Origin of the sequence: Streptomyces colonosanans, assembly GCF_001866645.1 — a bacterium.
Lineage (GTDB): Bacteria > Actinomycetota > Actinomycetes > Streptomycetales > Streptomycetaceae > Streptomyces > Streptomyces colonosanans.
Genome location: NZ_MLYP01000096.1, coordinates 1 through 19,742, shown reverse-complemented (window position 1 = coordinate 19,742; position 19,742 = coordinate 1). Strand labels below are relative to the sequence as shown.

20 protein-coding genes and 1 pseudogene are annotated in these 19,742 nt (G+C 67.7%); 12 read left to right on the top strand and 9 right to left on the bottom strand.

Features of this window, described 5'->3' with window-relative positions; genetic code table 11:
• Window positions 1-207: 207 nt before the first annotated feature.
• Genes BIV24_RS29040 through BIV24_RS29030 form a run of 3 tightly spaced genes read right to left on the bottom strand, consistent with a single transcriptional unit; the run spans window position 208 to window position 1,215 of the window.
• A complete protein-coding gene (locus BIV24_RS29040; protein WP_071369446.1) occupies window positions 208-534 on the bottom strand; it encodes a DUF1048 domain-containing protein in 327 nt (108 codons plus the stop codon).
• Window position 535: 1 nt separating this feature from the next.
• A complete protein-coding gene (locus BIV24_RS29035; RefSeq protein WP_071369445.1) occupies window positions 536-892 on the bottom strand; it encodes a DUF1048 domain-containing protein in 357 nt (118 codons plus the stop codon).
• Window positions 889-1,215 carry a PadR family transcriptional regulator gene (locus BIV24_RS29030; protein WP_071369444.1) on the bottom strand — a complete coding sequence of 109 codons (327 nt, stop codon included), beginning with the start codon at window positions 1,213-1,215 and terminating at the stop codon, window positions 889-891. Before BIV24_RS29030 ends, BIV24_RS29035 begins: the two co-directional genes overlap by 4 nt.
• A gap of 475 nt (window positions 1,216-1,690) precedes the next feature.
• On the opposite strand from BIV24_RS29030, the gene BIV24_RS29025 reads away from it, so the two are divergent.
• Genes BIV24_RS29025 through BIV24_RS29015 form a run of 3 tightly spaced genes read left to right on the top strand, consistent with a single transcriptional unit; the run spans window position 1,691 to window position 3,617 of the window.
• On the top strand, window positions 1,691-2,689 hold the full coding sequence (locus tag BIV24_RS29025; protein ID WP_281247781.1) for an RNA polymerase subunit sigma-70: 999 nt from the start codon (window positions 1,691-1,693) through the stop codon (window positions 2,687-2,689).
• A 56-nt stretch (window positions 2,690-2,745) separates the two neighbouring features.
• A complete protein-coding gene (locus BIV24_RS29020) occupies window positions 2,746-3,303 on the top strand; it encodes a dihydrofolate reductase family protein (RefSeq protein ID WP_079168622.1) in 558 nt (185 codons plus the stop codon).
• Window positions 3,300-3,617: an EthD family reductase gene (locus tag BIV24_RS29015; RefSeq protein WP_071369441.1), complete on the top strand. Its 318-nt coding sequence runs from the start codon at window positions 3,300-3,302 to the stop codon at window positions 3,615-3,617. The genes BIV24_RS29020 and BIV24_RS29015 overlap by 4 nt, the downstream gene beginning before the upstream one ends.
• Window positions 3,618-3,683: 66 nt before the next feature.
• On the opposite strand, the gene BIV24_RS29010 is transcribed toward BIV24_RS29015, so the two are convergent.
• Window positions 3,684-4,787 (bottom strand): TniQ family protein, encoded by a 1,104-nt coding sequence (locus BIV24_RS29010; RefSeq protein WP_071369440.1) that lies wholly within the window; start codon window positions 4,785-4,787, stop codon window positions 3,684-3,686.
• An 85-nt stretch (window positions 4,788-4,872) separates the two neighbouring features.
• On the opposite strand from BIV24_RS29010, the gene BIV24_RS32720 reads away from it, so the two are divergent.
• The gene (locus BIV24_RS32720) at window positions 4,873-5,415 is read left to right on the top strand and encodes an SUKH-4 family immunity protein (protein WP_079168621.1); all 543 of its coding nucleotides are present in this window, start codon (window positions 4,873-4,875) and stop codon (window positions 5,413-5,415) included.
• Window positions 5,416-5,851: 436 nt separating this feature from the next.
• Here BIV24_RS32720 and BIV24_RS29000 read toward each other — a convergent pair whose 3' ends face one another.
• Together BIV24_RS29000 and BIV24_RS28995 are read right to left on the bottom strand one after the other, a co-directional pair.
• Entirely contained in the window at window positions 5,852-6,382 is a 531-nt protein-coding gene (locus BIV24_RS29000) for an RICIN domain-containing protein (protein ID WP_071369439.1), read from the bottom strand.
• 263 nt (window positions 6,383-6,645) lie between these two features.
• Window positions 6,646-6,873, bottom strand: a complete 228-nt coding sequence (locus BIV24_RS28995) for a hypothetical protein (RefSeq protein ID WP_143064692.1) — start codon at window positions 6,871-6,873, stop codon at window positions 6,646-6,648.
• A gap of 134 nt (window positions 6,874-7,007) precedes the next feature.
• Between BIV24_RS28995 and BIV24_RS28990 the strand changes: the two genes are divergently transcribed.
• A complete protein-coding gene (locus BIV24_RS28990) occupies window positions 7,008-7,193 on the top strand; it encodes a hypothetical protein (RefSeq protein ID WP_071369437.1) in 186 nt (61 codons plus the stop codon).
• Window positions 7,194-7,245: 52 nt separating this feature from the next.
• On the opposite strand, the gene BIV24_RS28985 is transcribed toward BIV24_RS28990, so the two are convergent.
• Window positions 7,246-7,653 (bottom strand): hypothetical protein, encoded by a 408-nt coding sequence (locus tag BIV24_RS28985; protein ID WP_177198858.1) that lies wholly within the window; start codon window positions 7,651-7,653, stop codon window positions 7,246-7,248.
• Between the two features lie 654 nt (window positions 7,654-8,307).
• Here BIV24_RS28985 and BIV24_RS28980 point away from each other — a divergent pair.
• The 3 genes from BIV24_RS28980 (at window position 8,308) to BIV24_RS28965 (ending at window position 12,733) form a co-directional block, all read left to right on the top strand.
• Window positions 8,308-9,033, top strand: coding sequence for a HEAT repeat domain-containing protein (locus BIV24_RS28980; RefSeq protein ID WP_071369435.1), 726 nt, complete (start codon window positions 8,308-8,310; stop codon window positions 9,031-9,033).
• A gap of 389 nt (window positions 9,034-9,422) precedes the next feature.
• The gene (locus tag BIV24_RS28970) at window positions 9,423-10,517 is read left to right on the top strand and encodes an IS630 family transposase (RefSeq protein WP_071369434.1); all 1,095 of its coding nucleotides are present in this window, start codon (window positions 9,423-9,425) and stop codon (window positions 10,515-10,517) included.
• A gap of 386 nt (window positions 10,518-10,903) precedes the next feature.
• Window positions 10,904-12,733 carry a cholesterol oxidase substrate-binding domain-containing protein gene (locus BIV24_RS28965; protein WP_107459789.1) on the top strand — a complete coding sequence of 610 codons (1,830 nt, stop codon included), beginning with the start codon at window positions 10,904-10,906 and terminating at the stop codon, window positions 12,731-12,733.
• Here BIV24_RS28965 and BIV24_RS32715 read toward each other — a convergent pair.
• Window positions 12,716-13,207 (bottom strand): annotated as a pseudogene (locus BIV24_RS32715) (dihydrofolate reductase family protein); the annotation flags it as partial. The gene BIV24_RS28965 and the pseudogene BIV24_RS32715 sit on opposite strands and share 18 nt — an antisense overlap.
• Window positions 13,208-14,352: 1,145 nt before the next feature.
• Here BIV24_RS32715 and BIV24_RS28960 point away from each other — a divergent pair.
• Together BIV24_RS28960 and BIV24_RS34680 are read left to right on the top strand one after the other, a co-directional pair.
• Entirely contained in the window at window positions 14,353-16,002 is a 1,650-nt protein-coding gene (locus tag BIV24_RS28960) for a hypothetical protein (RefSeq protein WP_143064690.1), read from the top strand.
• 418 nt (window positions 16,003-16,420) lie between these two features.
• On the top strand, window positions 16,421-16,900 hold the full coding sequence (locus BIV24_RS34680; protein ID WP_177198857.1) for a hypothetical protein: 480 nt from the start codon (window positions 16,421-16,423) through the stop codon (window positions 16,898-16,900).
• Between the two features lie 153 nt (window positions 16,901-17,053).
• On the opposite strand, the gene BIV24_RS28950 is transcribed toward BIV24_RS34680, so the two are convergent.
• Window positions 17,054-18,286 (bottom strand): MFS transporter, encoded by a 1,233-nt coding sequence (locus BIV24_RS28950; protein ID WP_071369468.1) that lies wholly within the window; start codon window positions 18,284-18,286, stop codon window positions 17,054-17,056.
• 61 nt (window positions 18,287-18,347) lie between these two features.
• On the opposite strand from BIV24_RS28950, the gene BIV24_RS28945 reads away from it, so the two are divergent.
• Window positions 18,348-19,379, top strand: coding sequence for a DUF5937 family protein (locus BIV24_RS28945; protein WP_071369467.1), 1,032 nt, complete (start codon window positions 18,348-18,350; stop codon window positions 19,377-19,379).
• 53 nt (window positions 19,380-19,432) lie between these two features.
• A partial coding sequence (locus BIV24_RS28940; protein ID WP_245766989.1) for a transposase occupies window positions 19,433-19,742 on the top strand: 310 nt, incomplete at its 3' end.

Here is a 19,742-nt window from a genome sequence, read left to right as displayed (position 1 = left end):
GGAACGGTGTCGAGCGGCCCGCCGCCGGAGACCTGCCCGCCGGGGGCATGGCAGGACTGAGCCAGGCAGCGCCGGCCTGCTCGACCACCTCGGCGGACAGGATTTGCGGCGGCTTCCGGCGGCCGGTCGGCTCGCGCCTGTTCGCGCTGCGCCGAGGTGAACAAACCGCGCGGGCGGGCTACGCCCACTCGCATGAGGCGACGGATGTTACTTCTCGGCCGTGCCGGGTTCCCCGCTGATGGACTCCTGATAGACGTCCGCAAAGGTGGGAGAGTCCTTGACCAGGTCGTCGCAGAACGCGGCGACGTCCGTGCCGATGAGCTCCAAGACCCCCTTGCCCGCGGCGACGCCCTCCTCGAAGAAATCGACGATCCCGGGGAGCAAGGGCCCGTCAGGCAGGTCGATCGGTCCGACCTTGAACAGGTACTTCTGCATCTCCTTGTAGACGATCTGGTAATCCGGCGGGAGCGCCTTGACCCGAGCCATGTGCGCCCGCCACTGCTTCTTGCCCTCGATGATGTCCTGGATGCCCATGTCAGCCTCCCAGCCTGCTCAGTTTCCTTGCGACGTTCCTGTTCAACTGCTCGCGCCACCGGTCGCGGAAGGTTCGAGCCCCTTCTCCACCGGCCAGCGCCGTGCAAAAGCCTCCGATGTCGTCGCCGAGCACCTCGTGGACGCTCTGCCCGTCCGCCGCTGCCACTTCGAGCAGCCCCAGGGCCGAGTCGAGGATCGGCATCAGATTGCGGCCGGTGAAGTCCCCATAGGGAAAGAGGTGGGCGATGATCTGTCCCCACACCGCCCGGTAGTCATCCGGCAGGGCCTCGGCCCGGACTTCGAACGCCTTCCAATCCCTGGTGAGATCGCTGCCCGTGATCTTCTCCCAGAAGTTCATCTCCCGCCCTCCTTGAGCCTGTCGATGCGTGATGAGACGTACTGCCATTTCGCCCAGAACTTCGCGAGTTCCTCGCGTCCGGCTTCATTGAGCGCGTAGAACTTGCGCGGCGGACCGACCCCGGACGGTCGTTTCGTCACCTGGACGAGTTTGTTGCGCTCCAGCCGCAGCAGGATCGTGTACACCGTCCCCTCGACGACGTCGGCGAAGCCGAGCTCGTTCAGCTGACGAGTGATGGCGTACCCGTAGGTTTCCTCGCTGCCGATGATTTCGAGCACGCACCCTTCGAGCGTGCCCTTCAGCATCTCCGTCAGGTCGTCCATCGCGAGTCCTCCTCGGCCCTAGCGGTACTACGTAGTACCGAGTACCGCTATACAGTATCACCGAGTAGCGGAGGGCGACAGCGCCTCCGATTGGCGCGGACGGACCCGGGACCGATCTTGCGAGGACGCAGGCTCCGCGGCTGCGGCTACCCCAGCGGCCTGGCTCCATAGTCGGCGGGGCATGTGACGACAGGGGGTCGGCGCGTCCAATGAACCCGTGTAATCCGGGGGTTCGCGACGGCGCGAATCCAATCAGATCCGATGGTGATTGCTGACCGGGTTTGACGACAGATAGGGTCCGATCCTCCGTACGGAAGGGGCCCGTGGTGGCGAACCTGGTCTACAAGCGGGTGTCGACCGACCAGCAGTCGACCGCCCTGTCAGTCTCCGAAGTCGGCTGCACGGATAACCGGAGTCGGCTGCACGCGGTGACGTCGGACCGCCGGATCCGGCACGCCTATCTCTGCAGGTAGCGGTGCGCGGAGTCTCATCGCGGGTCGGCCGGAGCGAGCGCCGCGTAAGCCATGATGGGCCGGTGGAGATCGACTCGTACTGGGGTGAGCTGTTGGCGTACTGCTACCGGATGCTGGGCGTGTTCCATGAGGCCGAGGACCTGGTGCAGGAGACGATGCTGCGCGCGTGGAAGGCTCGCGACCAGTACGACCCCGCCCGGGCGTCCGTGCGGACGTGGCTGTACCGGATCGCGACCAACGCGTGCCTGACCGCGCTGGAGGGGCGTGCGCGGCGGCCGTTGCCGTCCGGGCTGGGCGCGCCGAGCGACGATCCGGGGGCACCGCTCACGCCGGCGTTGGACATTCCCTGGCTGCAGCCGTTTCCCGACGCGCGGTGCGACACCGCAGTGCGGGCCGATATGCGGCTCGCCCTGGTGGCGGCGATGCAGATCTTGCCGCCGCGGCAGCGGGCCGTGCTGGTCCTTCGCGAGGTGCTGGAGTTCGGTGCCGCGGAGGTCGCCGCGCAGTTGGGGACTACGGTTCCGGCCGTCAACAGCGCTCTGCAGCGGGCCCGCGCCGCCCTCGCGGAGGTGGGCGACGCAGGCGAGATCGCCGAGCCGGACGATCCCGAAGTGCGCGCGGTGATCCAGCGGTATCTGCGGGCGTTCGAGGCGGCCGACGTCCCCGCGCTCGTGCGGCTCCTGACGGACGACGCGGTCCTGGAGATGCCGCCGGTGCCACTGTGGTACCAGGGCAGTCGCGACTACGGCCTGTTCATGCGCCGCGTGTTCGAGATGCGCGGGACGGGCTGGAGCATGAGGTGCCTCACCGCCAACGGCCAGCCCGCGCTTGCCGCGTACGCGCCGGAGCCGGGCGGCGGGCATCGGCTGCACACGCTTCAAGTCTTCACCGTCACTGGCGGCCGGGTCTCGCACAACGTCGTGTTCGCCGATCCCCGCGTATTCGAGGCGTTCGACCTGCCCACACAGCTTTCCTGCGACAAGTTTCGCGAGGGGCGATGAGTTTGGCCGATGCCGCCGGTACGTACCGGTGAGCATCGATCGAAGGGACACTCATCGTGAGCGTCATCGTCATTGAATTCATCACCCTCGACGGGATCGTGTCCGACCCGGACGGGTCCGGCGGCACGCCGACCGGCGGCTGGGCTTTCCGGCATGGCCCCGAAACGGTCGCCGGCGACAAGTTCCGCCTCGGGAGCACGCTGGACGACGGGGTCCTGCTGCTGGGGCGCACCACCTGGCATCTGTTCTCGCGGCTCTGGCCCGGACGCAACGACCCATTTTCCGCGCGGATGAACGCCGTGCCGAAGCTGGTCGCCTCCCGCACGCTGACCGACGCGTCGGCGTGGGCGAACTCGCGGGTCGTCGACAGCGACCTCGTCGACGCTGTCAAGCGGGAACGGCGCGATGTGATCATCACCGGCAGCTTGAGCATTGTGCACGCGCTGATGGCCGAGGACCTGATCGATGAGTACCGGCTCCTGACCTTCCCCACGATCCTCGGCACCGGCGAGCGGCTCTTTCCCGCCGGTGGCCCGCCCCGGTACCTGGAATGCCTGTCGGCCGAGCAGACCGGCGCCGCCGTCCTCGCGCACTACGGGAGGGCAACGCTATGACGGTTCGCTTCCTTGCCCTGTACGAGACGCCGGCCGACCCCGAAACGTTCGACCGGCACTACCGCGAGGTCCACCTTCCGCTCGGGCGCCGGCTGCCGGGGCTGCGCCGGTACGTCGTCGGCCGCGACGTTGCAGCCGTACGCGGCGGCGCGCCGTGCTACCTGGTCGCCGAACTGCAATGGGACACGATGGACGAACTGCGTGCCGCGTTCGCCTCGCCCGAGGGCCGCGCCACCGCCGCCGACGCGGCACGCCTCCAAGAGCTCACCGCTGTTCGCAGCATGATCTTCACCGTGGACGCGAGCGTGATGTAGGCCGCTGCTTCGGCGGCGTCGGCGCCAGGCCAAGCGCTGTCTCTAACTTCCGGCGCGGCTACCCCTTCAGGTAGCGGTGCAGGGAGGTCTTCGGGATGCCGGTCTTGGCGCTGATCTCCCCGTAGCTGGCGCCCTGGTCCTTGAGTAGGCGTGCGTACTCGATCTTGTCGGCGGGGTGGGCGACGGGGCGGCCGATGTGTCGGCCTGCTGCTTCGGCGGGTCGGGTGGCGGCTGTAGCGCGGAGGCGAGGCGGCCACGGACGGTGATGGTTCCGGCAGCGGCCAGGTGCAACGCGGTGCCCGCGGCGTGCAGCATCGCTTCCTGGATGTCGGGCTTGAGGTTCTCGTACGGCCGCCAGATGTTCAGTCCGGCGCGGTATTTGCGGCCGGTGGCTTGCCAGATGTCTTCCAGGACGGCCCGGCCGTGCCTGCCTCGGCCGCTCGTCGAGGAGAGGCTGACTTCATCCAGCAGGGACCGCAGCAGCCGGAACCACACCCCGGCGTGCACGGTGCGGCCTGGGAGGACGACCTGCCCGGTGGTGAGCCCTCGGTAGGTGTAGCGGTCCACGGTGGCCAGAGGTTCGGCCAGCGGCGTCGAGACCGGGCCCTCGTGGCCGTAGGCGACCGACCGGTGGACTTGCATGGCGTCCTCCAGGCGGCACCCGTGCTCGAAGCAGCCGGTCACCAGGGGCAGCCGCCACACCAGGGCCTTCCCTCGCTCGGGATCGGCGGCGCGCACGGGGCAGTCCCGGTACAGCCCCGAGTACCCCAGCCACGGCCCCGGCCAGCGCCGGAAGGGCGAGACCTTGTTGACGCCTGCCTTGCCGGGGGCGAGGAGTACCGAGTTGTCCCGGACGTAGGCGTCGAACACCGGTTGGGTGTCCTCGATCGGCGCGGTGAGCCCTTCGATCAGCCACGGCTCCCAGCCGGCCAGCGTCATCGCCCGCAGCCGGGCGATCTCGACGCCGGCGCGTTCGGCCAGCACGGCGAGCATCGCCGCCGGCGGGTCGTAGTCGAGGTCATCCGGCACGGGCACGTCCAGGCCGAGGTTGCGTGTCAGCAGGTCCTCCACGCGGATCTCGTACGGGCGGGCCAGCCTCTCCAGCCACGACGACAACGACTCCAGGGGGCCAGGCTGCGGGTGCAGCGGCCATCGCCGCACCGTGTTCACGTCAGCTCGCGCTCCCCCGATGGGGCCACCTGTCTGTCAGCCCTGCTCGATAGGGTCCGCATCGCAGCCAGCCGCGGGAGGACACATGACAACGTTTGACGAGCTCACTGCCTGGGCCGGCACCGGGAACGTCACAAGGGCAGACTCGGCAGTCGTGTCGGGCTGGCAGATCCCCGAGGACCAGAAGGCACTACTTGTTGATGTCGGGATCCCTATCGTTGATCAGTTGATCGAGTACGTATCGTTCCAGGTGGAGGCGGCCCCAGCACTCCAGACGTCAGCTGGTAGGTCGCTCTACCTCCTCACCCGGAATCACCATGGCGACCTCGTGCCGGGACTGCAATGGTCGTTCGGCGTCGAACCCGGCACAGGGACGGTCTACTACGTCCTTCCTCAAGGCGAGGCATGGTTCGCCAACTCCTCCATCGACCTGTGGCTACGGACCCTGCACCACTACGGCCTGCACGTCAGCGAGTCCGAGATCCTCAGCGATCCGGATGACCGCGAGGACGAAGCCCTGGCCGAGCTCAGCATGCTCGCTAACGAACTCAAGAAGATCGATCCGCCTGCCTTCGATGGCTACCACGGGTTCATCTGGGCCGAGTTCCTCGACCGCTGGCTCTGGTAGTTGCCCGCGGCCGCCACGATCCCCAAGCGATCACTCACCGTGCCAAGCGCGTCGAGCGGCTCGCGAATACGCGACACCTCAACATGCGAGCCCACCAGTCCCGAGGCCGGAGTACGCGAGCCGCGTCAGCACCCTCGGGACTACCACCGGACCATGATCAACGGCTTAGCGTTAACCGCGAACTCCCCAGCGCCAAGGCCGTCTTTCGCACAGCGCACCTTCGATCCGAAGCTACTGGCGGGTTACTTGTCACCTGGTTCGCCGCTCGTTAACGGCACCCCTGGTGGAGCCGCCCGCACCGCGCCCCTGACCTGGCTTCGGCAAAGGCCCGCGGCCAGCGCCGCCTGCCGGGCTGCCGGGCCAAGAGCCCCGGCAGCCCGGCAGGCCGAACCCGCACCGCCCGGAAGGGCGGTGCGGGTTGGAAGCGGGTGAGCGGCTACACCGGCTCGAACGCGAACTGCTGGTTGCCCTCCGGTTTGCAGGCGTTCTGGATGATCGGGGCGCCGTCCGCATAGCTACGGTCCATCACGTCGAGGCACTTGTTGGCGAACGTCTGGATCTCGTAGCCGCCGCCGGCGACCGAGACGATCTTGAACCGCTGGTTATACGCACCGCCGCAGGTGTACTGGATGATCGGGGTGCCGTCCGCCTGGCTACGGTCCTTCACGTCGAGACACTTGCCGGCGAACGTCCGGATCTCGACCTCGTTGCCACCGAGCACGGTCACCACGAACCGCTGGTTGGCCCCATTGCCGCAGGTGTACTGGATGATCGGGGCGCCGTCCGCCTGGCTAACGTCCTTCACATCGAGGCACTTGCCGTTGACGGGGTACATCACAATCCTGGACTCATTGTCCTGCCGCCTGTCGACGGCCGGGGATGCCTGAGCCGCAGTGAACGGCACCACCGCGGCGGACGCCAAGCCCAGGACGGTCAGAACGCGCCATGCCTTCGAGGGCGAATACACAAAGCACCTCGTTCATGGGAGGTCTACCTTTCCGCCCCAGCGTCGACTGCCCCAAGGCCCTGGAGTTGCACGAGCCGCCCGACGTCACTCTGTTGCAGCAGCACAAACCCATCAACGAGTGAGCCGTCCGAATCCCGTTGATGCCACCGCGCGCCCTCTCGACTGAGGCAGCGGAAGCCCTCCCCAGCTATCAATAGATATGGGCATAACTGTGACGCCGAAGCGACCCTATCGGGCACTCAGCGGGCCGTCGTGAGGTCGCGTCAGGCGAGGCGAGCGGGCGAGTCGCTGTCCGCACGACCGCCGGCTCCGAGGATCCGCCGCGGGGAGGGGGACGTCGCTGGGCGGGGGCCGAGCACGCCCCGCCCCCGCAACTCGTCAACGTCGGGGAGACGGACTCCGGGGAGAGCGTCGAGCAGGTCGGCCTGGGCGGCGCGGATGCTGTGCGCGGGGGCCTGGGGGCCGGTGCCAAGGGTTCGGCGGTCGGTCACGCTGGCCATCGTACGGGCAGCGCGTCCTTGACTGGGATGCGGTCAGCCGGCCCAGCCCGCCCGACGGTTGATACCTCAGAGACCAGACCGCCACGAAGACCAGTCGCGCCAGCAACCATTGGATCAGCGCCGCGATGCGCGGGCAGGACGCGACGCTGGAGCGGCTACGCGTCGACCGGCAACTCGAAGAGGCCCTGACCCACGGGCCCGACCCGCTCCACCTCGCCGAGGTGTTCGGGCTCGACGAGAAGACCGCGATGCGCTACGCGGACTCCGCACGGGCGCTGCTGCACCAGGCGGCTGAACAACCACTTCAGTGAAGTCTGCTTGACCGGTTCACGCCTTTGTTGAGGATGAGCACGCCAGGCAGAGTCAGCATCCGGGGCCGATCGGCGGAGACGATGTCAGGGCGAGGGCAGCGTTCCGCAGCTGGGCCGCCCACGTCTGCTGGTCAAGCCCCAACGTGTACTCGATGCAGCAATCGCATTGCGGGATCAGAGCCACGAACGATTGCTCCGCCGCGGTCTCGACCTCCGTCTCCCACCAGTCGTCCGTCGCCAGGTCAGCGGGAGTTATCTCTCCATTGATGAGTCTCGCCGCCATCCGGCGCAGTGCGTGGCGCCGTGCCAGGCCCCGATCCGGCAACCCGATCTCGGACTCGGCAAGTGCTTGCTCGAACGCGTCTCGAATATCGCGGGCATCCGCGTTGCGAGGCCAACCGGCGAGCTCGCACAATGTCGGGGTGTCCAGTCCGGCTGCGAGCGCCTCAGAAGCGATCATCGGCAGATCCTCCGGGCGTATCTCATCCGCCTGATAACGGCACGCCACCTCACCCAGAGACGTGAGCCCACTCTGCATAGAGGTTTCCGGTTCCGGTGTCGTTCCTTCTGCTCTCATGACTCCTACGGTGTCAGCACCGTTTCCAGGGCAGGCACCCAGGGGCTGGCCCGCTCGGCACCCACCGTGTTCGCTTGAACCCGGGGCCGAACCCACGAGAACACGACCGTCCATCCTCGGGTTCCCGCGAAAAGTCCTTCAGTTTCCGTGAACTCGCGGGCCTCTACGGCCTCGGGGATCAATGGAACCGTGGTTATCAGTGAGATGGATCATGAGGTGGGCGCCCTACCACGGGTGGTGGCCTTCGCGCAGGGGGTCGGGTCACGGCTCACTGATCCGGCTTCAACCCGGCTACCCTCCGCCGCGTGCCGGTTGAGTTCTTAACTGATGAGCAGGCCGTTATCTGGATCTTCCACTCTCACTGATTGGTGGGAGCTGCTGTTTTGTGTTGCTGACAGTGTCAGCAACACGCCGTCCCGACGTGCTGTGGGTGAGCGTCCGGTCGTCCGGGGCCGTGGACACCAGCATCGTCGTGGGCGTGGGACGAGTGGTTTATCGAGTGGTCGTGGTGGGTGCCGCCGAGCCAGACTCAGGGTTATGGACGGCACGATTGCCCAGCTGGTTGGCGAACTGGATGCGGATTCGAGCGAAGTGGCGGAGGACGCCCAGCATGCGCTGATCGCTATGGGGTCAGACGCACTGGACGAGCTGATCGCAGCAGTACCTGGCCTGGGACGGTTTGGACAGCTGTGTGCCATTGAGGTCTTCACTGCGCTACAGGATCCCCGGCCGGGAGACGTGCTGATCGACCTGCTGGACAGCGAGAGCTCCACCGTTCACCAATGGGCGGCCGAAGCCCTGGCGGACCTGGAGATCCAGCGTGCCGTGCCGGGACTTCAGCGAGCCTATGAAGCCTTTCGGCAGCGAGGCGAAGCTCCCGACGACAGCGAAGGAGTGGCACTTCGCGGGGCACTGTGTGATCTCGGTGCCCGTGACGTCGTGCTCCCGCCCCGGGCCGCCGCGTTGCGGCGCTCGCTGGAGAACTTGGATCCGGCATGGCCGACAGTCCACCTCGCCGAAGTCATTGAGCAGCTTGCCGCTCACGGTCAGGCAGTGCTCTATTTCCAGGTATGGCAGGTCAAGCCCGGTGGTGGGACCTTCGGAGGCCATGGTCCGAGCATCGACTGGGAGATTGACCGCCGGTTACCCTGGGATCGGATTGTGGTCGACTGCCGGAACTGGGCCTTGCCGGCAGCCGAAGCAACCGACAAGGCTCCAGATTTGGTGGCAACGATTTGCTGGATCGATGCCTCGGACCTGTGATGGTCAGTGGCCCAGTCGGCAGTTGCTTCCAACTCCTCATCTCGGGAGGGAAATTGCGCCTCGAAGCTCGGTCGCGAGGCTGACGCCCTCAGTCAGCGGATGCACCGATGCCTCGGCGGAGGTCGCGGAGCTGGCCGAGGTTGACGGCGAGTTCGTTGCGGAGCCGTTCGTTCTCCTCGCTGAGTTTGCGGTTGGCGTCCCGCAAGGCTCTGACCACCGTCTCGTGTGACTTGGTGGAGATCCGCTGTTGGTCGGGCAGGGCAGGTCTCCCTGCCGAGGACGTGGGGATTAGGGCAGCGGGATCAGACCATTACCCGTAGCCCAGCCGCCGCCTAGTGTCTTGTGATTCCGTCAGCGTTACTTGATCTTGTGTGGCAGGCTCTCTTGGTATGGAGCTCTCCGTGGAACAGGCCGCCGAGTTGCGTGAGTTGGTGAACAGCAGGGACGTGCCTGCGGATATAGCCACGCGTGGCCGGATCGTGCTGTGGTCGGGCAAGGGGCGTCGGCGCAAGGACATTGCCGAGCTGCTCGGGGTGTCGCTGCCGACCGTGGACCGCTGGAAGGCTCGCTATGCCGAGCGGGGCCTGGCCGGGCTGGAAGGGGAGCGTCCCGGTGGTGCACGGGAACAGATGCCGGCCCGGGTGCGGTCCCGGGTGATTGCGCTGACGCGTATGACACCGCCGGCCGGCACTGGGCTTTCGCACTGGTCCACACGGGAGTTGGCGAAGTACCTGGCGCGGACCGAGAACATCGTCGTGTCCTGGCACTACATCGCCCGGATCTGGCGGGAGGAGAGCTTGAAGCCGCACCGGTCCGGCACCTTCAAGATTTCCAAAGACCCCGCGTTCGCGGAGAAGGCGGCCGATGTGATCGGCCTGTATCTGGCCCCGCCGGGCGGTGCGGTGGTCCTCTCGATCGACGAGAAGACGCAGATCCAGGCGCTGGACCGGACCCAGCCGGTGCTCCCGGTCGCCTTCGCGGCGACCGGGAAACGCACCGCCGACTACGTCCGGCACGGCACCACGAACCTGTTCGCCGCCCTGAACGTGACCACCGGGGAAGTCCTCGGCGAGTGCAGGCCGACCCGGAACGGCAAGGATTTCCTGACCTTCTTGAAGAAGGCGGTGAAACCGCACGCAGGGAAGGACATCCATGTTGTCCTGGACAACCTCTCGACGCACACCACTTGGGAGGTCAAGGAGTGGCTGTCGAAGAACCCGCACGTCCACTTCCATTTCACTCCCGTCGGCTCCTCATGGCTGAATCAGATCGAGATCTGGTTCGGCATCCTGACCCGGCAGTCCATCCGCCGCGGCACGTTCTCCAGCGTCCACGTGCTGGTCAAGCAGATCCGCGACTACATCAACTCCTGGAACACGACAGCGAAACCGTTCACCTGGACCGCGACCGCTGGTGAGGTCCTCGCGAAGGCCCGACTCGTCGCGACCAACATGAAGAAAATCGTCAATAACAACTCGAACTGACATGAACAGGATCACGAGACACCAGTGCGGGACGCGGAACACGTCCTGCACCGGATGGCCTGGCGCCGCTGCCACCAAGCCATCACACAAGCCTGCCAGCAGCACCGACGCGCTCTCCAGTACCAGCCATGACCAGAACTACAACTGCCGTGGAGAGCGCACTACGGGCCGTGGGGCCGGGTCGTCGCTGCCCCTCGCCTGCAGCGGATGGGCCGGGCGGGCTTTTTATATGGCAGGAGTCCCGGGAGGGGCCGGTTCGCGGGTCATTCACTCGTTCACGTGAATCGGCTGAATGTACGACCGCGGGGCCTTCCTTTGCTGGGTAACGTGCGTGCTCGACCGGCCCGGCAGGGCCGGTTCGGAGCGGGTCAGGGGGTGCGGGGATGATGGACAGTCCTTCAAACCAGGGCGGCGGGCTGTCGCGGCGCAGGCTGCTCGCGTCGTCGGCCGCCGCGGGCGGCGCGGTCTGGTTGCTGCGAGGGCTGGTCCGGCCGGGCAGCGCCTACGCGGCCTCGGCACCGCCACCGGGCTTCCCGGCCGGGATCTACGTCTATCAGCGCGCCTACGAGAACTGGGCCGGTGAGATTCGTACCGACCAGTTGTGGACGTGCGCGCCGCGCAATCCTCAGGAGGTGCTCGACGTCGTCAACTGGGCCTACAGTGTCGGCTGGACGGTACGTGCCCAAGGGCGGCGGCATGGCTGGTCCCCCCTCACGGTGGCCGACGGCACCCCCGCCGCGGCTCGGGTCGTCCTGCTGGACACCACCGCACACCTCACCGCGATGTCGCTGGAGCAGCAGGCCGCCGACGGGTCGGCGCGAGTCCGGGTCCAGGCCGGTGCCTCGCTGGAGACCCTGCTCGCGTTTGCTGGCGCGGGCGGATACGGGGTCGCCTCCGCGCCGGCACCCGGCGATCTATCGGTTGGTGGCGCGCTTGCCATCGGCGCGCATGGCACGGCCATCCCCGCCGTCGGCGAGAGACCGTCATCCGGCCACGGCTACGGCTCGCTGAGCAATCTGGTTACCGAGCTGACCGTGGTCGTCTGGGACGACGACGCCGGCCGCTACGTCCTGCGCACCGTCGGCCGAGCCGAGCCCGACTGTGATGCGCTCCTCACTCACCTCGGCCGCTCGCTCGTCACTGAGGCCGTTCTGCGGGTGGGCACCGACCACAATCTGCGCTGCCAGTCCTTTCTGAACATCCCCGCCACCGAACTGTTCGCCGCCCCCGGTGCTCCGGCCGGAACGCGGACCCTGGCCGACTTCGTGGACCGCACCGGCCGGGTGGAGGCGATCTGGTTCGCTTTCACCGACTGCCCCTGGCTGAAGGTCTGGAGTGTCGCCCCGAAACGACCGCTCACCGCCCGCATGGTCGACGAGCCGTACAACTACCCATTCTCCGACTCCCTCCCCGAGCCGGTGGCCCGGCTGGCCGGCGACCTGGTCTCCGGGGCGTGGGCGAGTGCGCCGCTCTTCGGGCAGGTCCAGTACCTGCTGGCCAAGGTCGCGTTGACTGGCGACATCACCGACGTCCTGCTCTCGGGGACCCTAGTGCGGGACGTGCTGACCGGAGACGTGCTCACCCATCTGCTGGCAGGCGGCCTGCGCTCGGACCTGTGGGGCGCCTCCCGCAATCTGCTGCAGTACGTGCGGCCCACCACGCTGCGCGAGACCGCCAACGGCTACGCGGTCCTCACCCGCCGCACCGATCTGCAGTGGGTGGTCAGCCAGTTCGCCAGCTTCTATCGCACGCTGCTCACGCAGTACGCGGCGCGCGGCGAGTACCCGGTCAACGGCCAGGTGGAGATCCGGGTGACCGGTCTGGAGGACCCGTTCGTGTGCGGTGTCCCTGGCGCGCGGTCCCCGCTGCTGTCCGCCCTGCGGCCGCGTCCCGACCGGCCGGACGCCGACACCGCCGTGTGGATCGACGTCCTCTCCCTGCCGACGACACCCGCCCTGAACCGCTTCTACCGCGACATCGAGCAGTTCCTCCTGGCCCTGGACGGGGACCGGGCGACGGTTCGCGTGGAGTGGTCCAAGGGCTGGGCCTACAGCGACACCGCCGCGTGGTCCGACCCGAACGTCCTCACCCGCGCGATCCCCGCCAGCCAGCGCGCCGGGGGCGGCCCAGGCTGGGACGAGGCGGTCACGCTTCTCGACCAGCTCGACCCCCACCGCGTGCTTTCCAGCCCGTTCCTCGACGCGCTGCTGCGCTGAGCGCGCGGGCAGCCAGACTTCCGGCGCAACCCGGCCCTCGCGTTGGGGAAAGAATGGAATGCCACCGCCAACCAGCACCGGGTAGACCATGGCCCGGTACTCGTCGATCAGACCCAGCCCTCCCGCCTCGGCGGCGAGAGTCGCGCCGCCGATCGCGATGTCGCCCTCCCCCGGCTCGGCTCGCAACCGCTCGATCTCCTCCGCCAGGCCGCCGGAGGCCAGGCGGGCATTGCCCTGCACCGCCAACAACGTGGTCGAGAACACCGCCATCGGGAGCGGCTTCCAGAGCGCGGCCCACTCGAGCATTGAGTCGTCAAGTGATGTGTCCTCGTCGGCGGTCTCCCAGTACAGCATCGTCTCGCACAGCCGTCGTCCCAACAGGTGGACGCCGACCTCTCGAATCTCGTCGGCGCAGAGGCGAAAGACCTCCGGCACGGCGACCCCTGGACCGCCCGACACCAACGAGAACACCAACCGGCTGTTGCGGCAGTACCTCCCCAAAGGCACGGATCTTCGCACGTTCAGCCAGGCCGACCTGACTGCGCACAAGTTGGCCGCGCTGGCCGACCTCAGACTGGGGTGGGCGGCAGCATCACGTCGCCGTGCGGGGCCCTGCCCATAGCAACTGCTGGCACTTACGTGGAGATCTGATGGTCCACCAGGGGACGACCGTCCAATACGTCGGCCTCTCCAAGTACTGGGGCGTGTACCTTCTCCACGGTAGTCCTCGCCAGCAGGGCCCTGGACACACCGACGAGTATCACCGCGGACGCTGAAGTGCCGCCAGGGACGGCCGCGCGCGCCCAGTAGCCGCTGCGCGAGCGACACGGCCCAACGGCGTCGGCCACCCCAAGTTCCGGACCAGCAACGCGTATCGGACGCCTCCCTGCTGCGGCGGCTGGAGGCCGCCACGGCCCGAAATCGTCAGCTGGAGGCGGAGATGCGCGAGTGGTCGCAAACCCGAGCTACCAAGAGGCCCTGTACTCATGCATCCACCCGGCCGAGATCACCCGACCAAGGATCATGTTCCATCGAGGACGACCTGCGGCTCCACCGTCTCACACCCAAGGCCCTCGTAGGCCGGGCCAACCTCCTCTAGAAACGCACCGGCGGCTACTTCAAGCTCCTGTCCCAGCTCATCTGCCAGGCCGCCGTCACCGCCATCCAGACAGGCACCGAAGACATCACCGACGACATCCTCACAGACATCGACATCGCCTGAACCCGACTGTCCGAGCTCAGGCGGCGGCCTCACACGTCCCGGGGACCGGCGCCGCCGCGCGCGGGATCAGCGTTGCCCCGCAGGTGCGGTCCGTGGCCGGGACGAGGAACGGGCCGAGTTCGTCCGCCGCCCGGGAGGCTGTGTCAGCCGGTCCGCGTGCGGGCCCGATCGCCGTCGGCGTCTACGTACCCACGGCCCGAGATTCCCAGCCGGCTGCGCAGCCGGGGACAATCGCGGCAGGATGCGGGGACAGTGGCGACAGATGGGGGCAGGGTTGGGCGAGAAGTGGTCCGGGGCGGAGGGGACCTGGCCGGACGGGCGGGAAGCCGAACCGTCGGTGGCATCCATGCGGGCAGCGACGCGAGCCTTGCGGTCTCATCTGGGCACCCTGCCTGCGGTGTTCCACTTCGACGGACCGGCCGACCAGTTCCTCGCGGAGGCTGCGTTCCCTTACGCGCGGTGGCGGTACGCCTGCGCGGACTCTCTGCTGGGTTCGGGGATCGGCGGCACCGTCGTGGGGGCCATGGCCCGCAGCCTGTTCGATGACGGTCTGCTGTGGCAATGGATCGCCCAGTCGCCGGCTGAAAGGCGGCCGGGTCTGCTGGGCAGCATGCTTCAGGAACGCGACCGGATCTGCGGTTTCCTGGCCGACCATGAGGCGACCTGCCCCAACCTGGCCCGGTGGTTCGTCCCATTGGACGGCGTCACCGACCTGACGGGGTCGTCTCTGGAGGCGCTTGCGGCGCCGTCGCTTCCGGGTGCGGCAGAACTTATGGACCTGTTCCTCGCCTCCTCCCCCGCCCGGCCCGCGCCGACCTCGCTGCTCGTCGGAAGTGTCGAGGACCTGCTGCAAGCCGCCCGGGGCCTGCTGGCCGTGTCCGGAATGCGCGGGGCGGTCATGGTCCTGGCGCACGCCGGTCACGGCAACCTGCTGGGGCTGCAGAGCAGCCTGGCCGCCGGCGGTGCCGCCGGGCATGATCTGCGGGCCGATCACGAGGCGCTGTTCATGCATGTCGCCGCCGTCGGAGTCACCGTCACCCTTCTCGGCGTGTGTGCGGCTGTGCCGGAGTGCTGGCCACCGGAGATCGACCAGGCCGGCTTTCTGGGGACGCTGATGCGACTGACGGAGAATGTCGTCGCCGCGGCGCACGCAGTGCACGGTCTGGGCGACCCGAAACCACTGACGGGAGCCGATCCGAAGGTCAGGGCAAAGGCACGGATGCGGCGTCTGCGGCCCGATGCCCTGGTGGCGCATCACGAGGTACTGCCGGACATTCTTCATGCCGGTCCGGTCATCGACGCGGTCCGCCGGTACGAGGAGTTCGTGGGCAGCTGGACCGTCGATCCGTGGGCCCATGGTGATCCCAAGCTGGCAAGCGTTCTGGCCTACGGCGGCGCCCATTCCACGTTCTCCACCGTAATGAGTACCTTCGACGATCATGCCGCTGTCGCCACGGTGTTCGCCGCGCGGATGCTTCTGGAGGAGGCAGCCCGTTTCACCTGGCTGACCCAGGACGTGCATGACGAGGACGCGTTCGTACAGCGATCCACCCAGTACTTCGACGAGTTCCGGGCGAAGAAGAAGGCCACGATCGCCACGTTCGCCGGCAACGGCGTTGCCCTCGCCGCAGCCACCCGGTTGCTGAAAATGCCCGACCATGTCGTCGAAGGGCCGGAGACGATCACCAAGGGTCGCCGACCGCTGCCGTCGATCGACAAGATGCTCCTGCTGATGGGGGCGCCCTACCCGGAGCCGGGCTGGCTACCCGTGGCCTACTCGCTGCTGAGCCAGGTCACCCACAGCACTCCCGTCGGCATCGTGCACATGACCCGCTACCGCGAAGGCGTTCTGTCCGCCCACGACATCTCCCCCGAGATGCTCGCTCTTGCCCTGGATGTGGCCTGCTTGGGCAGCGCTCGGCTGCTCGGCATATCCGGCCTGTTGCTGTCCCAAGGCAGTGACCCGGCGCAGCAGTACGCGGCCGGTCTGGAAAGGCGTGCCTACGAAGTCCACGACATCGCCCGCATGATGCACGGGCTGGACTGAACCCGCCGCCTCCTGCAGGGCGGCCGGGCGGCGCCACAGGTGTGATGCTGCTGCAGAAATGAGCAAATCAACACGCTCGTCGGCCCGTCACCGCAGGTTGGCGCTTTCGCACCAGGGTGTCCGTCTGGGCGGCTAGGCTGCCGATCTGGCTGGAGGGGGTTCGCGTGAGGTATGCCCAATTGTCGCCAGAGCTTCCACTCGGGCCGTTCGCCGACGCCGCGGTCACGGTCTGGTCCACTCCAGGGAAGACGTGTCCGTGAAGCGGGTCCGCCCGGCCCCCAAGGCCAGAGATCACCAAGCTCTGACCCAACCCGGCCGCGCCCCCACCTGCTCCACGGGGTCGGAGCGTCGCTATGCCCACGGCTCTGGCCTTCCTCAAATCCCCCGACCCGGCGTGGCCCTCGTCGACCCTGATCTCATGACTTCCCACTGGGGCACCGCGGTCGCCGTCAGGGCCCTCGCCAAGCCCCCTGCGCCCAGTCCGGTCCCCGCCGCCCCGGGTAGCCCTGGCACCCCCGGTTTCCTGACTCCCGACTGGATCACCTCGGCCGCCGCTGCGGCCCTCGTCGCCGTCCTGGTGAACACCCTGCTGGCCCGGCGCCGGGAGGAGTTCGACCGGAAGGAGAAGGAGAAGGAGAAGGAGAGGGCGCACGTCCGGCAACTGGAGATCGGCAAAACCGCCGCCGAGTACGTCGCCGCCGTCCACGCCTTCCAGTCCGCAGTCACGCATGCGGCGGCGAAGCTCCACACGGCCGAAGCGGTGGCCCATGGCCAGGAAGAGATCGTCCAGTTCGAGGTCCCACTGCGTGGTGGCGTGCTCGGTGATCACCTTGGGAGGCGGCCCCGCCGCCGTCACTACCTGCGGCGGTGTCGCACGTTCGAGGGGCGGTCTCCGTGAGACCGCCCCTGCACGTTCGGAGCCCCGCTACACTCCCGCCACCCGGTGAAACCCACAGGTCAGACACCGAATTCCTGCTGGAGTACTAGGCGAGGGCGACGAGGAGCATCACGCCTGCGATCGCGCCCGGACGCGGCCGCGTCACGGGCTAGTTCAGAGGGTGGTCATTTGCCGAACCGGCGACAGCGCGATCGGGATCCACACGCAGGCCAGGAACGCGGCCGAGGCTCCTAGGGCCCACCGGATACCACTGGCCGTGGCCAGAGCACCAGTTGTTGCGGCGCCAAGCGCGACAGCGCCGGTGAAGAGCACGCGCATGGTGCCGTTGACACGTGCCATGAGGCTGGCAGGGGTGACTTGCTGCCGGAAAGTCATCATCAGGACGGAGTCGAAGCCGACTTTGAGCATGACCAGCGCCCACCCGACAGCTGCAAGGGGGCCGGGCACAGGTCGGCCGAGCAGAGGGATGGCGATAGCCAGTGGTGCGACCGCGATCCCGACGAGCAGGACCGCTCGACCTGCGCCGAGCTTGTCGGCCAGCCTGACGGCTGTCACGGCGCCAATCAGGCCGCCGACACCGCCAGCGCCGAGGAACATCCCCAGAGTCCTCTCACTCCATCCGAGCTCGGTCAGCGCGAGCACTGGCAGCAGCGTCATCACTCCGGCGATGCCGATGTTGACCATGGAGCCGGCGATCACCACGGTGCGTAGGACAGGCTGGCGGGCGACGAACGTGACGCCCTCGCCGATCTCGTGTAGTAGGTGCCGTCGAGGGGCATCGCCGGCCGGACGCTCCCGCGTGGTGAGCGTGGACAACCACCCTGCGGACCACAGGTATCCCGCGGCCATGACGAGCAGCACCATGGGCGCGGTCAGCAGTCCGGCCGCCCACCCAGCCAACGGTGGACCTGCGATGACCGCTGCCTGGGTGATCGTGGCCAAGCGCGCGTTAGTGCGCGCGAGCAGGGCACCGGGGGCTAGATCCTTGACGAAGCTCTGGGCGCCCAGGTCGAAGAACACCGTTGCCACGCCCTGAATCACCACAACTGCCAGCAGGTGGGTCATCGTCAAACGCCCGAACCGCGCGGCAGCCGGCACGGTGATCAGCGCAGCCGCCCGCACCAAGTCCGCGCCGATCATGACCGGACGGCGCCGCACCCGGTCCAACCACGCGCCGACCGGCAATCCAAGGATCACGAAGGGCAACGTCAGCGCGGTCTGCAACAGCGACGTCCCTTCTGCCCCCGCGTGCAGCATGGTGACCGCCGTCAACGGAACAGCCACCTGACCAATCTGGGCACCCCACAACGCAACCCCGGACGCCGTGAGATACCGAGTGCGCTCCCGTGGAGCGGCTGCCGAACCCGCCGCGATTGTCTCAGTCATGGCAGGCAGCGTCCGGGAACTCATCACGCTCCTCAATGGATTCACGCTAGAGTGAATGCTCATGACGCCCACGCTTACCCTGGCCTTGGATACGGCTGATCTGAGCCATCTGCGCTGGGCCATCTCGCCGGCCTGGGAGCTGCTGGCATCCATCAGGACACTGACCCAGTCGGCAAGCCACGCGATCCACATGCCATGGCTGTCCGATCACCGCCACGACCCGCTCCTCACCGGACCTGGAACGGCTGCAGCCCGCGACCTCACCGCAGGCCCCCCGAGCCACCTTCCCGGGTTCCTTGCGCCCACCCCGCTCTCACCCCTGACCGCGCTCGACGACGAACTCGACGAGGTGCGCCGCACCCCGTCCGATGTCGTCCGCCGCGACCTGGCCGCAGTCTTCGGTGGCGATCTACCGGCCAGCTTGGCACCGATGCTGCGCGCGCCCCGACGCGAAATGGAGACGATCGTCGCTGACCTACGTCGCTACTGGCAGCGCGCCCTAGCCCCGACCTGGCCGAAGATCCAAGCCCTGCTCGAGTCCGATATCCACTACCGGGCCCGCTCCCTGACTGAGCGCGGACCTGCGGCGATGTTTGCCGACATCCACCCCGACCTCGCCTTCGATCAGGCCACCGGAACTCTACGGATCGCCAACCGACAGGCAGGTCTTGTCGATCCGCATCGCTCACTAGAGGGACGCGGCTTGGTCCTGGTGCCGTCGGCGTTCGCGTGGCCAAGGCTCTACGTCAAGACATCGGCGCCTTGGGTCCCCGTGATCCGCTACCCCGTCCGTGGCATCGGAACCCTGTGGGAATCACGCGCCGACACCGCCGACTTGGCCCCAGCGCTCGGCGCCACCCGAGCCATGCTCCTCAACCTCCTCGAAACCCCAGCCAGCACCCTGGAGCTCGCCAACCGAACCGGACTGGCCCCTGGCGGTGTATCCGCACAGCTGCACAAGCTCACCCAAGCCGGCCTCGTCGTACCCCACCGAACAGGACGAATCGTGCTCTACGCCAGAACAGCCAGAGGCGAAGCCCTGCACGGGTCTGTACGGTCAACGGTGGATCTTCGAACAGGAAGTGACACCTGATGACAGATGTGATCGTCTCGGCTGAGGCCGTCGAGGAAGTGCAGCCCGCCGGGATGCCGGAGGCCCTGGACGACCAGTTGATCGGGCAGCTGGTGGACCGCGCGAAGGCTGGCGGGATCAAGTTGACCGGTGAGGGCGGGCTGCTGCAGCAGCTGACGAAGAGGCTCTTGGAGTCCGCTCTCGAGGGTGAGATCACCGATCATCTCAGCCACGAGAAGCATGAGAGGGCCGCCGACGGCAACACCCGCAACGGCACTCGTTCGAAGACCGTGGTGACCGAGGTCGGGCCGGTCGAGATCGAGGTCCCCCGGGACCGGACGGGCAGCTTCGAACCGCAGATCGTCAAGAAGCGGCAGCGCCGGC

Excerpts from the sequence above, each read along its gene's own strand:
- BIV24_RS28965 (WP_107459789.1), top strand. The coding sequence starts at position 10,904 with ATGGACAGTCCTTCAAACCAGGGCGGCGGGCTGTCGCGGCGCAGGCTG.
- BIV24_RS32720 (WP_079168621.1), top strand. The coding sequence starts at position 4,873 with ATGACAACGTTTGACGAGCTCACTGCCTGGGCCGGCACCGGGAACGTC.
- BIV24_RS28985 (WP_177198858.1), bottom strand. The coding sequence starts at position 7,653 with ATGATCGCTTCTGAGGCGCTCGCAGCCGGACTGGACACCCCGACATTG.
- BIV24_RS28945 (WP_071369467.1), top strand. The coding sequence starts at position 18,348 with ATGACGCCCACGCTTACCCTGGCCTTGGATACGGCTGATCTGAGCCAT.
- BIV24_RS29035 (WP_071369445.1), bottom strand. The coding sequence starts at position 892 with ATGAACTTCTGGGAGAAGATCACGGGCAGCGATCTCACCAGGGATTGG.
- BIV24_RS28990 (WP_071369437.1), top strand. The coding sequence starts at position 7,008 with ATGCGCGGGCAGGACGCGACGCTGGAGCGGCTACGCGTCGACCGGCAA.
- BIV24_RS28950 (WP_071369468.1), bottom strand. The coding sequence starts at position 18,286 with ATGACTGAGACAATCGCGGCGGGTTCGGCAGCCGCTCCACGGGAGCGC.
- BIV24_RS29040 (WP_071369446.1), bottom strand. The coding sequence starts at position 534 with ATGGGCATCCAGGACATCATCGAGGGCAAGAAGCAGTGGCGGGCGCAC.
- BIV24_RS28980 (WP_071369435.1), top strand. The coding sequence starts at position 8,308 with ATGGACGGCACGATTGCCCAGCTGGTTGGCGAACTGGATGCGGATTCG.
- BIV24_RS29015 (WP_071369441.1), top strand. The coding sequence starts at position 3,300 with ATGACGGTTCGCTTCCTTGCCCTGTACGAGACGCCGGCCGACCCCGAA.
- BIV24_RS29030 (WP_071369444.1), bottom strand. The coding sequence starts at position 1,215 with ATGGACGACCTGACGGAGATGCTGAAGGGCACGCTCGAAGGGTGCGTG.
- BIV24_RS28970 (WP_071369434.1), top strand. The coding sequence starts at position 9,423 with ATGGAGCTCTCCGTGGAACAGGCCGCCGAGTTGCGTGAGTTGGTGAAC.
- BIV24_RS34680 (WP_177198857.1), top strand. The coding sequence starts at position 16,421 with ATGACTTCCCACTGGGGCACCGCGGTCGCCGTCAGGGCCCTCGCCAAG.